This window comes from Bacillus sp. REN10 (assembly GCF_016820555.1).
Taxonomy (GTDB): Bacteria; Bacillota; Bacilli; order Bacillales; family Domibacillaceae; genus Bacillus_CE.
In genome coordinates, this window is sequence record NZ_JADHDW010000002.1 from 37,659 (window position 1) to 51,679 (window position 14,021).

Genomic DNA, 14,021 nt, shown 5'->3' on the forward strand with positions numbered 1-14,021 from the left:
TCCAGTGCTTTCATCGTTTTTGCTTTGAAAGTATACAGAAATTGTGCAACGGTGTCCGATATTTATACATTGAAGACGTCTTTCTAGCTAGTTTTTGTAGAAAATAAATTGGCATGGAATTTGCAAATAAAAGAGTAGTTAGGAACAACAAGTGAGAATGCTTGTTGGTGCATCTATATTTCAGATAGGAGGAGAGCTAGATGAGCCATCGTTATTTGACGGAAGAACATCAAATATTGCGCGAGTCATTTCGAAAGTTTTTAAAGAAGGAAGCAGAACCTCACTTTGAAGAGTGGGAAAAGAACCGGATCATCCCTCGTGAATTTTGGACGAAGTTAGGAGAACAAGGTTTTTTATGCCCGGCAGTTGATGAAAAATACGGCGGGATGAATGCGGACTTTGGCTACTCGGTTGTCATTACAGAGGAGTTAGAGAGAATAGGTACGAGTTTAGTCGGTGTCGGATTACATAATGATATTGTCGTACCTTATATTGAAGCCTATGGAAATGACGAGCAAAGGGCGCGCTGGTTACCGAAATGTGTAACAGGAGAATACATCACAGCGCTGGCGATGACGGAACCGGGAGCAGGGTCTGATTTAGCTAACATTAAAACGACCGCTGTCCGAGAAGGCGATCATTATATTATTAATGGAGAAAAAACATTTATCACGAACGGAATTCAATCGGACTTAATTATTGTAGCTTGCAAAACAGATACAAAGATACAGCCTGGTTATAAAGGAATTAGCTTAATTGTCGTTGAACGAGGGACACCAGGTTTTAAAAGAGGGAAAAAACTAGAGAAAATCGGTCAATGGGGACAAGATACGGCGGAATTAATTTTTGAGGATGCCAAAGTTCCTGTTGCTAATTTACTTGGTCAAGAAGGTAAGGGCTTTTATTACATGATGAATAAACTTCAGCAAGAACGTCTCGTCGTTGCGATTGAAGCTGTTGTTAGTGCTGAAGAAATGTTAGCGCTTACGATTGACTATGTGAAGAGCAGAAGAGCATTTGGAAAATCAATTAGCCAATTTCAAAATACGCAATTTAAAATAGCAGAAATGGCAACGGAGGTTCAAATTGGCCGTACATTTATCGATGATTTAATCGTCAATCATATGGAAGGAAAAGATGTTATCAATCAAGTATCAATGGCGAAATGGTGGACGACAGATATGGCGAAGCGAGTAGCAGCAGAGTGCATGCAGCTGCATGGAGGATACGGTTATATGGAAGAATATCCAATCGCTCGCAGATATCGAGATATACCTGTGCTATCGATTTACGCAGGCACGAATGAAATCATGAAGCAAATCATTGCTAAAAATTTTGAATTATAAAAGGAGTGTGTCAGTGAAATGAGAGAGGTAGTCATTGTTGAAGGTGTTCGTTCGGCAGTCGGCAGACGAAAAGGAGCATTTAGTCGCACTCGTCCAGATGATTTGGCAGCAGAAGTATTAAAAGGACTTGTTTCTCGGGCAGGTATTTCAGCGGATATGGTAGAGGATGTGATCTTTGGCTGTGTGTCACAAGTAGGCGAGCAATCCGTTAATATCGCCAGGCTTGCTTCATTGATGGCAGATTTTCCGGTAAGCGTTCCAGGAACAACGATTGATCGTCAATGTGGTTCAAGTCAGCAGGCCATTCATTTTGCCGCTCAGGCCATCGCATCGGGTGACATGGATATTGTTATTGCTGGTGGAGTAGAAAGCATGACACGAGTACCAATGTTTTCTAATCGATTAGAGGCTGAATGGAGCGACAAACTCACTTCTAAGCACGAAATTATTCATCAAGGCTTATCAGCTGAAAGAATAGCTGATCAATGGGACTTGGGCCGTGAGATACTAGATGAGTTTTCTTACAATAGCCATCAAAAAGCACTCCAGGCTCAAGCGGAAGGTAGATTTAATAACGAAATCTTGCCGATTGAGGTCACACTTGAGGATGGATCTAAGCAAATGATTAGTGAAGATGAAGGTCCTCGAAAAGAAACAACGATCGAAAAATTACAGAGTTTACAACCTGTCTTTAAAGAAGATGGGAAGATACATGCAGGAAATGCGAGCCAAATGAGTGATGGAGCTGCTGCCTTGCTGATCATGTCTCGAGAAAAAGCCGAGCAGCTACAGTTAAAGCCTCGCTTTCGAATCGTGGCCCGTACCGTCGTCGGTTCCGATCCCACTTTGATGCTGACAGGACCGATTGAAGCGACGGCAAAAGCTTTAGAAAAAGCCGAACTAACGATCCATGACATTGATTTATATGAGGTGAATGAGGCGTTCGCTTCTGTTCCACTCGCTTGGTTAGCTGAAACGGGTGCAGACCCAGCAAAGTTAAATGTGAACGGCGGAGCGATCGCTTTAGGCCATCCACTTGGTGCCACAGGGGCAAAATTGATGATTACGTTAATGAATGAATTAGAACGAACAAATGGCCGTTACGGCTTGCAAGCGGTATGTGAGGGGCATGGCATGGCGAATGCAACGATCATTGAGCGGATCGATTAATTTCTTGTCTAATAAAGAACAAAGGGGGAATGAAGATGGAATTGAATCAAAGTGTGGCAATTGTAACGGGTGGAAGTTCAGGTTTAGGCGAAGCGACAGTTAGACATGTTGTGGAACATGGTGGCAAAGCCGTTATTTTAGACATGAATGCAGCGAATGGAGCGGCTCTTGTTGAACAGCTAGGGCGTGAACATGCTATATTCGTAAAAACAGATGTGACGAACGAGAAAGAGGTTATACATGCTTTGGACCAAGCGATTGAAGCCTTTGGAAAGATTAATCTTGTTGTGAATTGTGCCGGAATTGGAACACCGCAGAAAGTGTTATCAAAAGGGCGAGCCACTAGTTTACAAGATTACAATCAAATCATTCAAGTGAACCTAGTTGGAACCTTTAATGTCATTCGACTAGCGGCAGAACGAATGGTCCTCAATGAAGTAAATGAAAACGGAGAGCGCGGAGTAATTATTTCCACAGCATCTGTAGCTGCTTTTGAAGGTCAAATTGGTCAAGCGGCTTACAGTGCTTCTAAAGGCGGGGTAGTCGCCATGACATTACCTATTGCCAGAGAATTGGCCAAAGACGGTATTCGAGTCATGGCAATTGCACCAGGGCTATTCGAAACACCGATGTTTAACACTTTACCGGAAGCAGCACGAGTGGCGCTTGGAGCGATGACTCCTTTCCCATCAAGACTTGGAAGGCCGCAAGAATACGCTCAATTAGTGCAGGCGATCGCAGAAAACTCCATGCTAAATGGAGAGGTGATTCGATTAGACGGAGCCATTCGCATGCAACCAAAATAAAAGAATAGTCAATTTAGGAACTAAGGGGCTGACACTTATAGTCAGCTCTTTTTCTATTAACATTCATTTTTTGCTAGAAATTTTTGTTGTATGAATTGCTTTTTATTTACAGTTGTAGTAGAAAATATGATATAATTTCCATAATGAATGCAAAGGGGGGACGAGAAATGAAGTCAACCGGAATTGTAAGAAAAGTAGACCAGTTGGGAAGAATTGTTGTTCCGAAAGAATTACGAAAAAATTTATCGATCGATATAAAAGATGCCATGGAAATTTTTGTAGATGAGGATAAAATCATTTTAAGAAAGTATAAAGCTGAACAGGCTTGTATCATTACGGGGGAAGTAACCTCTGAAAATATTAGTTTATTTGATGGAAAAATCCATTTAAGTCCAAACGGAGTAGAGTTATTAAAGAAAGAATTAGAACGAATTAACAATAAGCCATAGAAATTCACAAAATAAAACTTGTAAATGTTAGCTAAGGGTATAAAGTAACTGCTTGTTTATGCCGATATGAAGAGTGTAAAAGGCAAACTTGATGAAAGTCAAGGACGCAAAGCCACGGACCTAAGCAGCTACAGCTGTATGGCCGCCGGGCTGCCATTCTCCTCTTTGAAGTGAGATGGCAACTTTAATGAGGAGATGGGCAACATGAATAAGTTAACAAAGTTTATATGGGTGCTGATTGCTGTATTCGTTTTAGAAAGTGCAGGTTTTGCTATGGTGAAGCCACGTGCTGCTGCAAATGAACAACCGCTATCAAAGGCAACATGGTTATGGCATACAAAAGAGATTGTATCGAATAAAGAGTCATTGTTAAACTTTATGCAGCAAAATCAAGTAACAGATGTCTATTTACAAATAAATAAAGACATTTCGGCAAGTGCTTATAAAGCTTTTATTAAGCAGGCTAGTGCCAAACACATAAAGGTTCATGCTTTAGATGGGGCACCATCCTGGGTATCTAGCAATGGGGTTGTTTACCAAGAAAGGTTTTTTACTTGGCTAAATAATTATCAATTACACGCTTTACCTGAAGAGCGATTTTCAGGTGTTCATTTAGATGTAGAGCCTTACTTATATAAAGGGTGGAAAAAGCAATATCAACAAACTGTTCGATCTTATCAATCATTGCTGATACAAGCTAATCAATTTGCTCAGCAGTTAGGAGTGCCTTTAGCGGTAGACATTCCATTTTGGTTTGATAAGCGATTTTATGATAATCAATTCGGAACAGGGAAGCTGTCTGACTGGGTGATTACTCATGTCAACTCTGTCACAATTATGGCGTACCGCGATCAAGCACTTGGTTCAAATGGCATCATCAAATTAGTTCAAGATGAAATCAACTATGCCGCATCTGTAAATAAAAGAGTGTCCATCGGTGTGGAAACACTGCCTTCAAAAGAAGGAGAGTTTATCTCTTTCTATGAAGAAGGGAAAGAATACATGTGGGAACAATTACAAATTGTCCAATCTTCTTACAAACATTTCTCTAGCTTTGGCGGATTTTCTATTCACTCCTTACAAGGATGGATGAATTTGAAGCAATAAAAAAACACGACTGTAGCGGTCGTGTTTTTTTATTGCTTTGTCTCAGCGTAATATGGAGTTTTCACTCATTGAAGGAATGAAAAGAGAACAAGATGTGTTCTCTGTAAAATAAGGCTAGGCTCTTCTGCATTGAAGAAGCCTAATCCTTTTAATAGCGAAGGGATAACAAAGAGTGTGAGCTATGGTTTATCTTATTAGTAGAAGAAAGAAGCGCCAATGATAATTAACAAAATGAACAACACAACAATTAAAGCAAAGCCGCCGCCGTATCCGTATCCGCCACCGTAACCCATACTTTCCACCTCCTTGAAGATTGGAATAATACATAGTATGAAATGCTAGCTAAAATGTTTAGACTTTTATATCTTGTCTGCTAGTTCAGGGAAAAAATTTAAAAATATTTGGATATATCTTGATTTATTTGCTCATAGAATATATAGTCCATTACAACAGTAATTTACTGTGGTAGAGGGTGGTGACAGATACTTGATATTAGATGCAGATGGAATGAAACCTATTTATGTACAGATTTCCGAATGGATTGAAGTGGAAATCTTAAATGGAAAATTTGAAACAGATCAAAAAATGTATTCCCAATATCAATTAGCAGAAATGTTCAATATTAATCCAGCGACAGCAGCCAAGGGACTCAATTTATTGGCGGATGAACATATTTTATACAAAAAGCGTGGTCTTGGAATGTTTGTTGCAGCTACAGCGAAAGCCTCGATTATCGACAAACGAAAAAATCAAACATTAAAGAAATTAGTGTCGGATATCGTCAAGGAAGCGAAACAGCTTCATGTCAGCGAAGAGGAATTAATCGCTATGATTAAGGCCGCAAAACACGAGGAGGGGGAAGAGTGAAAGCAGTAGAATGTACGAATGTTACGAAAGTTTTTGGACGATCTAAAGCTTTGAATCATATATCGTTTGCCATTGAGGAAAACAAAATTACCGGTTTAATTGGGCGAAATGGAGCTGGCAAAACGACGTTGTTAAAAATTATTGCTGGGTTTATTAAGCAAACGTCAAAGTGGAACCAACGGATTTATTAAATGTTTTTTATGTTGGTGACAAAACCTCCCCTCCGAAGTAAAGAGGGGAGAGATGGAGTTAGTGATCGAGCAAGATCATTTGATTTTGCATTTGCTGAATTTGCAGCTTCATCCGTCTTAGTTGCTCTTTTTGCTCAGCATTGGCACTATGGCTTAATTTATCCAGCTCATTGATGGATTGTTCAAGCATAAGCTGCGACTGGGTGAATTCGGTGTCATTGTCATGCTCTTGAGTAGAAGCTTCTTTATATTGTTCTTCTGCCAAGTGGAGCGTTTCCTTACATTGAGCCAAAAATTGTTCAACCGCTTGTCTTGTTGCCACATGAACCATCTCCTCACTCGGAAATTGATGAAATCCATCCTCCATAGTTTTTCCGCTTTTCGCTCGGATTATCAATCGATTTTTGGTAAATAGTAAAAGCAGGAGGTGTTTCTTGTGGGAAAAAGTAAAAATCGAGGCAATCCAGTCAGCGGTGTCAATCCTCAAGGATATTCTGGTGGAGGCAAAGGAGATACTAGTCCAAAGTCACGCTTAGAAAATATAGCGAAACATAGCAATACAAAAAGGTAACATAATGGGGGTGTCGCTTTGGAAGACACCCTCATTTTCATTTGGATACATAAGCAGGAAAAATGGGGAAAGATGGCGAAAATTTAATAAGGGAAAAATAGGATGAAAAGGATGATACGATGGAGAAGGTTATTTTATTGGAAGAACAATCGCCGCTTTGCCCAATTACAGCATTAGTTGAAGAAGCAAATGAATGTGTTTATTTTTATTTAATAGAAGATCAAGGAGAAGAACAAAATATCCGAGCTGTATGGGTACGCAATTATGGAGAAGCGCCTGAACAATTAGAGGTTGAAGATATGCGTGAAGGATTACCGCCGTTGCTGCCAGCTTCTGTTTGTGCCCATCCAAATGGAGCAGAAAAGTTAGACCCAGAGAAGGTTGAACTGATCTGGTTTGAAGAAGGTGATGGAGCGGCTTTACTGTATGAGCAAGAAGTGTTAGCGGTCATTCCTGGATGGGGCGGCACAGAACAATACCCTGGTTATGCGAGAGATTGTACAGATATTTATCATTATGCCCTGCCTTTAGGGGACCCATCTGAAAATGTATTATTTGCACGGATAGAAAAAGCGCAAGATTATTGGAATAGCTGGGATGAAAACAGCTGGTCCCATTTTCAAACAAGTCAATTGCAAGCGCTCGAAAGCAAGCTAGGAAAGCATACAAAATATTATGCGATTGATGGTGGATACTGGCCGCCGAGAGCACTTGTTACGTTTGAACAGGAAGAGATCACATACGCGGTAACGCTTGGCACTTCGCTTCTTTCGCAGCCTCAAGTCGAACTTTATGTTGAGGAACCCGACAAGTATCGGCGCTTTGAATTGGCATTAGCCATTCCAACTACTTTATTGAAAAAGAATGAACAAGGAATTCTTCAGTACATCAGTGCACAGACAAGTGTCCCGTGGCACTTTATCACATTTTTAGCGCATGGTCATACACTGGTTTGCGACGAATTCCAAACGGATCAAGAGCATTTCTCTGCTATTTTATTGGCTAACGCTCCAAAAACATCCCAAAAAATTTCGCTTGAACCGTTTCGAGGAGATGATATTAACTTGTTATGGATGATTCCTTTAACAGAAAAAGAATATCACTATGCGATGGAGCATGGTAGCGAGCAATTATTAGAGCAAATGAAAGCAGAAGAGCAAGAGACATGGTGGATGTTTAATGGCCGTACGAAGTTTGATATTTGAAGAGGTAAATAAACGATGTTAATGGAAGAGAATCATATGGTCTCCATTTGGATTGGCAGAGTAGAAGACGAAGAGAAGGTAGATAAGCTTATGGAGTATGCTTATGATGAAGAGGGAGAGGCGATTCCTTCAGAATTTTTGCGGATTAGCGGAATCGATGATGCTTATATAGATGAGGATTTTGTTGAGGTTTCGTTTCAAGCTTTCACTCAGTCACTTGCTAGCTTGTTAGAGGAACACTCTTATTCTGATATTTTTTTGCCCAAGCTGCTTCAGCGCTTCGATGATCAATTAACGGAAAGCGTGAATATGGCTCTGTTAATTTATCATTTTGAATTTAATGGAGCCGTATCTGAAGTCATGCTAGATGGAATTCAGCTGTTTTATTTGGGAGCGTTCCCATTCGAAAAGGAGAGTTTGGATGTATGAATATCTTTTTAGATAAAGCGTCAAGAAGAAAAATGAAATAGAAACGCATACATAATTTAAGGAAAATGACTTTAGTTTTCATTGCTAAAGTCATTTTTTCTTGTAAGCATAGAAACAAGAAAAACAAAGGAATCTGTTAGCACCTTCTCTTAATTTATAAAACGGAATTTTCAGAAAAAATATTGATTATCCAAAATGAATGTGATAAGTTATTAATCAATTATGAAGTTTGAACTTCATAATTGGTTAAATGTAATTTAGACTTCATATAAGGGAGCCTGAATATGGAGATATTTAGTGAATTAAAGAAAAATTATTTACAGCTATCTAAAGGACAGCAAAAAGTTGGTGAGTATTTGCTGAAATATCCGGAAGAAATTGCGCTACAGCCTGCAAGTCAAATTGGTCATCGCATCGGTGTGAGTGAAACGACGGTCATTCGCTTATGTTATTCACTAGGTTTAAGCGGATATTCGCAGTTGCAAGCAATGGTGCGGGAGCATTTGATTCATCAAAAAAGCCATTTAAACAACTATTATTCTTCCAAAATAGAGATGGCTCGAGAGCCACATTTATACGCACAGGTGATGGAGAAAGATGCAGAGAATATTAGAAAAACGCGGGATAGTATCCGGGAAGAGGATATGGAGCAAGCCGTAATGAAGATTATGGAAGCTAATAAAGTATATATTACCGGCATGCGAACGTCTTTCGCGCCCGCTCAATGGCTTTCGTTTGTGTTAGGTTTAGCCCGGGATGATGTTCATTTATATCAGCCAGCGACAGATGATTTAATGGCTGTGCTTCAGCAGTTGAATTCACAATCTGTGTTTGTAGCTATTACTTTTCATCGCTATGTAAAGGAAACAGTGAAGCTAGCTGAAATGGCCAAAGAGCAAGGAGCGTTTGTCATCAGTATAACGGATTCTGAACTAGCTCCAATTGCACGATTTTGTGATAGGACATTCGTTATCGGAGAGGGAAAAGATGCTACTTTAGATGTGTTTCCTCCACTTTTTTCATTGTTAAATGCTCTAATGGCGAGTATTTCTGTAAAGTACGCTGAATCAATCAAAGAGCGGCAAGAAAAATACGAACGGCTTAGTTCCGATTATTTATTTTTTCAATAGAGGAGAGAAAGGAAGTCTTGTTGTGAAGAAACAGCTAGAAGAGTTAAAACCAGCTATTGAGCAACTGTATCATCATCTACATGCTCATCCTGAGACTAGCTGGGCAGAGATAGAGACGACCAAGCATTTAGCTGACCTATTAACGAGTTACGGATTTCACCCGCAAACATTTGATGATTGCACGGGGTTAGTGGTTGAAGTGGGAGAAGGGGAAGCCGCTGTTGGAGTACGTTGTGATATCGATGCTTTATGGCAGGAAGTGGATGGAGTTTTCACTGCTAACCATTCTTGCGGGCACGATGCTCACATGACAATGGCTGTTGGGACTTTATTGCTGTTAAAGAAATTGTCCTATCAGCCAAAAGGAAAATTAGTGGTCATTTTTCAACCGGCTGAGGAACAAGGAACCGGTGCTTTAAAAATGATTGAAAAAGGTGTAATAGATGAGCTGGATTATTTATATGGTGTTCATTTACGACCGATTCAAGAATTGTCACATGGGAAGGCATCTTCGGGCATTCAACATGGGGCTGCTAAGTTTATCTCCGGAGAAATTATTGGGGAAGATGCCCATGCAGCGAGACCGCATCTCGGAAAAAATGCGATTGAGATTGGTGCTGATTTAGTGCAATCTTTAAGTCAAATTCATATCGATCCGGCGATTCCCTCTTCGATTAAAATGACAAAATTTCAAAGTGGGGGTGAATCAAGTAATATTATCCCGGGAAAAGCTTCCTTTTCTTTAGATCTTCGTGCACAAACAAATGAAGTGATGGATGAATTAACGGAGAAAGTCGTTCAAGTATGTAAGGGATTAGAATGGATTCATCAGGCAACGATTCAGCTTGAAACGAAATCAACAACGGCCGCAGCGATGGTATCAGATGAAGCGTCTGACATTATGGGAAAAGCTATTGCTAAAGTGCTTGGTAAGAAGAATGTTGTCGCGCCGATTGTGACGACCGGAGGAGAAGACTTTCATTTTTACACATTGAAAAATCCCAAATTAAAGGCAACGATGCTCGGGCTTGGCTGCGATTTGCAACCGGGGCTACATCACCCTCATATGACGTTTAACAAAGAAGTGATTTATTCAGGCATTGAAATATTGGCGCAAACCATCATGAGTACATTTGAACAACTGGAAGGATGAGTATGTTGAACAATTACGTGATTCGACCATTCCAAGATCGAACTGATTTTGAACAAATGCAAATGTTAGAACAAAAGGTATGGGGAAGTGAACCGACGCCTATTCCGCAAACATTAACTGTTCATCAGCATGGAGGCTTATTAGTTGGTGCTTTTGCAGAAGAAAAGTTAATTGGCTTTAGTTATGGCTTCACGGGATTTTCGAATGGTCATACTTACTTATGCTCACATATGCTAGCGATTGATCCTGATTATCAAAAAACAGGTATCGGTAAAGCCTTAAAGGATGCCCAAAAACAAGAAGCCATGAAATTAGGCTATGATTTGTTAACATGGACGTTTGACCCATTAGAAAGCGTGAATGCTTACTTAAACTTAACCAAATTAAAAGCCATCTGCGATACATATAAAGTGAACTGTTACGGTGAAATGAAGGATGGATTAAATAAAGGATTGCCTACTGATCGCTTGAAAGTAGACTGGTGGATTCAAAGCGCTTATGTAAATGGAGATCAAACATTTACTGATGAGCAAGCAACAACCTTCGCTGATTATGAAATAACGCCAGCGGGCTTTCCGAAAATATCACGGATTCATTCTGAAGATATAAGCAATAAAAATCATGTGCTCGTTCCTGTGACGAAAAGCTTTCAGGAAATGAAAGCGAAAGATAAGGATTTAGCCATGGATTGGCGGATGAACATGCGAAAGATCTTTATGCAGCTGTTTGCTGAAGGATATGCCGTTGTTAAGCTACTCCAAAGGCCTGATGAGCCGGTGCATTATTATTTATTTGTCCAAAAGAATTTAATTGATTTAGAGAGGAAAGGATAATATGAACATTCAAGAAGTTGTGTTACGACATTTAAAGATGGAATTGAAGTTTCCTTTTACGACTAGCTTTGGCACGATACAAATGAGAGAGTTTATTTTAGTAGAAGTAAAAGATGAGCAAGGTGTATCGGGCTGGGGGGAGTCTGTAGCCTTTATGTCACCTTTATATAGCGAAGAAACGCTTCAAACAAATTGGCATATGCTAGAAGATTTTTTGATTCCTATGCTAAAAGGAACAGAGATTTCTCATCCGGATGAATTATCTGAACTATTTGCCTCTATTCGAAAAAATAATATGGCTAAATCAGCAATTGAAGGAGCCGTTTGGGATTTATATGCGAAGAGACAAAAAATGCCTTTGTACAAATGTCTTGGTGGTGAAAGAACGTCTATTGAAGTTGGAATCAGTATTGGCATTCAAGATTCTGTTGAAGAGTTACTTGCCATTGTGAAAAAGCATGTTGAGGCGGGATATAAACGGATTAAAGTAAAGATTAAGCCAGGATGGGATGTCGATGTGATTCGAGAAATTCGCCGCATTTATCCAGATATAGCTCTCATGGCTGATGCCAACTCCGCTTATCGATTAGAAGATTTAGAACTATTAAAGCAGCTGGACGAATTTAACTTAATGATGATTGAACAGCCGTTAGCATCGGATGATATCGTTGATCATGCAACGGTTCAAAAAGAATTAAATACGCCGATTTGCTTAGATGAAAGCATTCATTCTTGTGAAGATGCCCGTAAAGCTATTCAACTAGGAAGTTGCAAAATTATTAATATTAAAGTCGGCCGAGTAGGCGGTTTAACCGAATCGAAGAAAATTCACGATTTATGTAAGGAGAAGGGAATTGATGTGTGGTGCGGTGGAATGCTTGAAGCGGGAGTCGGGCGAGCCCATAATATTGCATTAACGACGTTGAGTAATTTTACATTGCCAGGGGATACAGCTGCTTCCTCTCGCTATTGGGAGAAAGATATTATTCAGCCAGAAGTCACTGTGCATGATGGATTAATTACTGTTCCAGAAGAAACGGGAATTGGTTATGAGATCGATTTAGAGGCTGTAGAACAATTTACGCTAAAGAAGAAAGTATACTAAGGATATAGGTATAAATAGCACCTGGGAATTCCGGGTGTTTCTTAAATGAACATTAGTCAGAATATTCAAAACAAAAAGAGGGGTTATCATGAAAAAAGTTTTGCAAATTGCTGGGGCTTATATTGGTATTTTAGTTGGGGCAGGGTTTGCATCGGGACAAGAAATTTTGCAGTTTTTCACAAGCTTCGGTTGGATAAGCATTTTAGGAACGCTTGTTGCGACTGTACTATTTTCTTTTTTAGGGATGCAAATTTTACAACTTGGTTCGAGACTTCAAACACAATCTCATAAACATGTGATTGATTTGATTTGTGGGAAAGTATTAGGCAGAGGGGTTGATGTTGTCATTACATTTTTTTTATTTGGTGTCGCTGCTGTCATGATCGCAGGGAGCGGTTCTATTTTTCAGCAGCAATTTGGTATCCCTCCGCTATATGGCAGCCTGTTGATGACACTTTTGACAATTATTACGGTTTGTTTTAACTTTCAAAAAATGATTGCAGTTATTAGCTTAATGACACCTTTCTTATTTATCATGATTGGAATTGTTGCTGTGTATTCATTCATGCAATATGGAGGAGATGTAGAGCTATTTCAATTAGGAAAAACAGAAAACACAGCTACCTCTAATTGGATGGTTAGTGCGGTATTATATGTTTCTTACAATATTGCTGCCGGTGCTGCCGTGCTAACTCTAATTGGAGGAGCAGAAAAAAATGAAAGAAAAGCTCGTTTAGGAGGGCTTTTTGGAGGAGCGGGACTAGGAATCTTAATCTTGCTTATTAATGTCTCAATGCTCATGAACTTTAAAGAGATTCAATCTGTAGATATGCCTATTGTTTATATCGCTAATGAGATTTCTCCGGTTATCGGATATTTCATGTCTTTTGTATTATTGGCTATGATTTATAATACAACAGTTGGCATGATTTACGCTTTTACAGCTAGAATGGTTCCCGCTCAACATAAATCATTTAAACTGTCCGTCAGTTTATTTACTCTTGTTGCTTTTTGTGCTAGTTTCGTGGGCTTTGTCAAGCTAGTCGGCACGCTTTATCCAATCGTCGGTTATCTCGGTATGGTGGTCATTACAGCTATCATTGTTTCTTCGTTTCGATTCAAGAGACAGAAGCTTTCAGCGAAAGATATTAAATGGACTGGCTGAACATACATAAAACGAAAGATCTTTAGTTAAGATAGATCGTCAAAAAGCTGACTTAAAAAGGGATAGATTTCTGCCACCTTCACTGCTCAAAAAGCTTAAGTTGTTGAAGGTGGCAGGAGTACATTCTTTGTAAGTCAGCCTATTTGGTTATTATTTACGAATCCAGACAGCACCCGCTGAGTTATCTTTTGCTTCACCAATTACTTGGAATTTTAATCCATGATTTGGCACGTTTCGTCCAGCATCTGGGATCTGTTCATTCATATATTTTCTGGTATCATCAAATGTCGTGATTCCTGGAAGACCTTGATAATCATAAATGCCGCGTGTAGGTGAGTTAATATACCATTCTGGTGTTTGATCTAATCCGAAAGCTGCATCAGCAATTTGATAACGAGTGCTCTGATTCGTTGTCGGTTGTCCATTCAATGAACCGATAATTGCTTCTGGATTACAGGGGGAGATCTAATTTTGTTTTAGTAAATATAAGTAGT

General features: G+C 39.5%; 17 protein-coding genes, 1 pseudogene and 1 riboswitch. Of the genes and pseudogenes, 15 read left to right on the top strand and 3 right to left on the bottom strand.

Going from position 1 to position 14,021, the window contains the following annotated elements:
* The first annotated feature begins 200 nt into the window (after positions 1 to 200).
* The 5 genes from IRB43_RS03420 (at position 201) to IRB43_RS03440 (ending at position 4,878) form a co-directional block, all read left to right on the top strand.
* Positions 201 to 1,346, top strand: a complete 1,146-nt coding sequence (locus IRB43_RS03420) for an acyl-CoA dehydrogenase family protein (RefSeq protein ID WP_203362047.1) — start codon at positions 201 to 203, stop codon at positions 1,344 to 1,346.
* Positions 1,347 to 1,364: 18 nt separating this feature from the next.
* Positions 1,365 to 2,516 carry a thiolase family protein gene (locus IRB43_RS03425; RefSeq protein ID WP_203362048.1) on the top strand — a complete coding sequence of 384 codons (1,152 nt, stop codon included), beginning with the start codon at positions 1,365 to 1,367 and terminating at the stop codon, positions 2,514 to 2,516.
* A 35-nt stretch (positions 2,517 to 2,551) separates the two neighbouring features.
* Positions 2,552 to 3,322 carry a 3-hydroxyacyl-CoA dehydrogenase gene (locus tag IRB43_RS03430; RefSeq protein WP_203362049.1) on the top strand — a complete coding sequence of 257 codons (771 nt, stop codon included), beginning with the start codon at positions 2,552 to 2,554 and terminating at the stop codon, positions 3,320 to 3,322.
* 167 nt (positions 3,323 to 3,489) lie between these two features.
* On the top strand, positions 3,490 to 3,771 hold the full coding sequence (locus IRB43_RS03435; protein WP_203362050.1) for an AbrB/MazE/SpoVT family DNA-binding domain-containing protein: 282 nt from the start codon (positions 3,490 to 3,492) through the stop codon (positions 3,769 to 3,771).
* Between the two features lie 71 nt (positions 3,772 to 3,842).
* Positions 3,843 to 3,929: riboswitch (cyclic di-GMP riboswitch) on the top strand.
* Positions 3,930 to 3,975: 46 nt separating this feature from the next.
* Positions 3,976 to 4,878: an amidase gene (locus IRB43_RS03440; RefSeq protein WP_203362051.1), complete on the top strand. Its 903-nt coding sequence runs from the start codon at positions 3,976 to 3,978 to the stop codon at positions 4,876 to 4,878.
* 194 nt (positions 4,879 to 5,072) lie between these two features.
* Here the strand turns inward: IRB43_RS03440 and IRB43_RS03445 are convergent, their stop codons facing one another.
* Positions 5,073 to 5,171 (bottom strand): YjcZ family sporulation protein, encoded by a 99-nt coding sequence (locus tag IRB43_RS03445; RefSeq protein WP_203362052.1) that lies wholly within the window; start codon positions 5,169 to 5,171, stop codon positions 5,073 to 5,075.
* Between the two features lie 193 nt (positions 5,172 to 5,364).
* On the opposite strand from IRB43_RS03445, the gene IRB43_RS03450 reads away from it, so the two are divergent.
* Positions 5,365 to 5,745 (top strand): GntR family transcriptional regulator, encoded by a 381-nt coding sequence (locus IRB43_RS03450; protein WP_203362053.1) that lies wholly within the window; start codon positions 5,365 to 5,367, stop codon positions 5,743 to 5,745.
* Positions 5,742 to 5,936: an ATP-binding cassette domain-containing protein gene (locus IRB43_RS03455; protein ID WP_203362054.1), complete on the top strand. Its 195-nt coding sequence runs from the start codon at positions 5,742 to 5,744 to the stop codon at positions 5,934 to 5,936. Before IRB43_RS03450 ends, IRB43_RS03455 begins: the two co-directional genes overlap by 4 nt.
* A 58-nt stretch (positions 5,937 to 5,994) precedes the next feature.
* Here IRB43_RS03455 and IRB43_RS03460 read toward each other — a convergent pair whose 3' ends face one another.
* The gene (locus tag IRB43_RS03460) at positions 5,995 to 6,258 is read right to left on the bottom strand and encodes a DUF2524 family protein (RefSeq protein WP_203362055.1); all 264 of its coding nucleotides are present in this window, start codon (positions 6,256 to 6,258) and stop codon (positions 5,995 to 5,997) included.
* Between the two features lie 114 nt (positions 6,259 to 6,372).
* On the opposite strand from IRB43_RS03460, the gene IRB43_RS03465 reads away from it, so the two are divergent.
* The 8 genes from IRB43_RS03465 (at position 6,373) to IRB43_RS03500 (ending at position 13,527) form a co-directional block, all read left to right on the top strand.
* Entirely contained in the window at positions 6,373 to 6,507 is a 135-nt protein-coding gene (locus tag IRB43_RS03465; RefSeq protein WP_203362056.1) for a small, acid-soluble spore protein L, read from the top strand.
* Positions 6,508 to 6,626: 119 nt separating this feature from the next.
* Positions 6,627 to 7,712: a suppressor of fused domain protein gene (locus IRB43_RS03470; protein WP_203362057.1), complete on the top strand. Its 1,086-nt coding sequence runs from the start codon at positions 6,627 to 6,629 to the stop codon at positions 7,710 to 7,712.
* A 15-nt stretch (positions 7,713 to 7,727) separates the two neighbouring features.
* Entirely contained in the window at positions 7,728 to 8,141 is a 414-nt protein-coding gene (locus tag IRB43_RS03475; RefSeq protein WP_203362058.1) for an immunity 22 family protein, read from the top strand.
* 284 nt (positions 8,142 to 8,425) lie between these two features.
* On the top strand, positions 8,426 to 9,271 hold the full coding sequence (locus IRB43_RS03480; RefSeq protein WP_203362059.1) for a MurR/RpiR family transcriptional regulator: 846 nt from the start codon (positions 8,426 to 8,428) through the stop codon (positions 9,269 to 9,271).
* A 22-nt stretch (positions 9,272 to 9,293) separates the two neighbouring features.
* On the top strand, positions 9,294 to 10,424 hold the full coding sequence (locus IRB43_RS03485; protein ID WP_203362060.1) for an amidohydrolase: 1,131 nt from the start codon (positions 9,294 to 9,296) through the stop codon (positions 10,422 to 10,424).
* Between the two features lie 2 nt (positions 10,425 to 10,426).
* Positions 10,427 to 11,257: a GNAT family N-acetyltransferase gene (locus IRB43_RS03490; RefSeq protein ID WP_203362061.1), complete on the top strand. Its 831-nt coding sequence runs from the start codon at positions 10,427 to 10,429 to the stop codon at positions 11,255 to 11,257.
* Position 11,258: 1 nt separating this feature from the next.
* Positions 11,259 to 12,362 (top strand): o-succinylbenzoate synthase, encoded by a 1,104-nt coding sequence (menC, locus tag IRB43_RS03495; RefSeq protein WP_203362062.1) that lies wholly within the window; start codon positions 11,259 to 11,261, stop codon positions 12,360 to 12,362.
* Between the two features lie 88 nt (positions 12,363 to 12,450).
* Positions 12,451 to 13,527: a YkvI family membrane protein gene (locus IRB43_RS03500; protein ID WP_203362063.1), complete on the top strand. Its 1,077-nt coding sequence runs from the start codon at positions 12,451 to 12,453 to the stop codon at positions 13,525 to 13,527.
* Between the two features lie 150 nt (positions 13,528 to 13,677).
* On the opposite strand, the pseudogene IRB43_RS03505 reads toward IRB43_RS03500, so the two are convergent.
* Positions 13,678 to 13,980 (bottom strand): annotated as a pseudogene (locus IRB43_RS03505) (peptidase M6); the annotation flags it as partial.
* Positions 13,981 to 14,021: the final 41 nt, after the last annotated feature.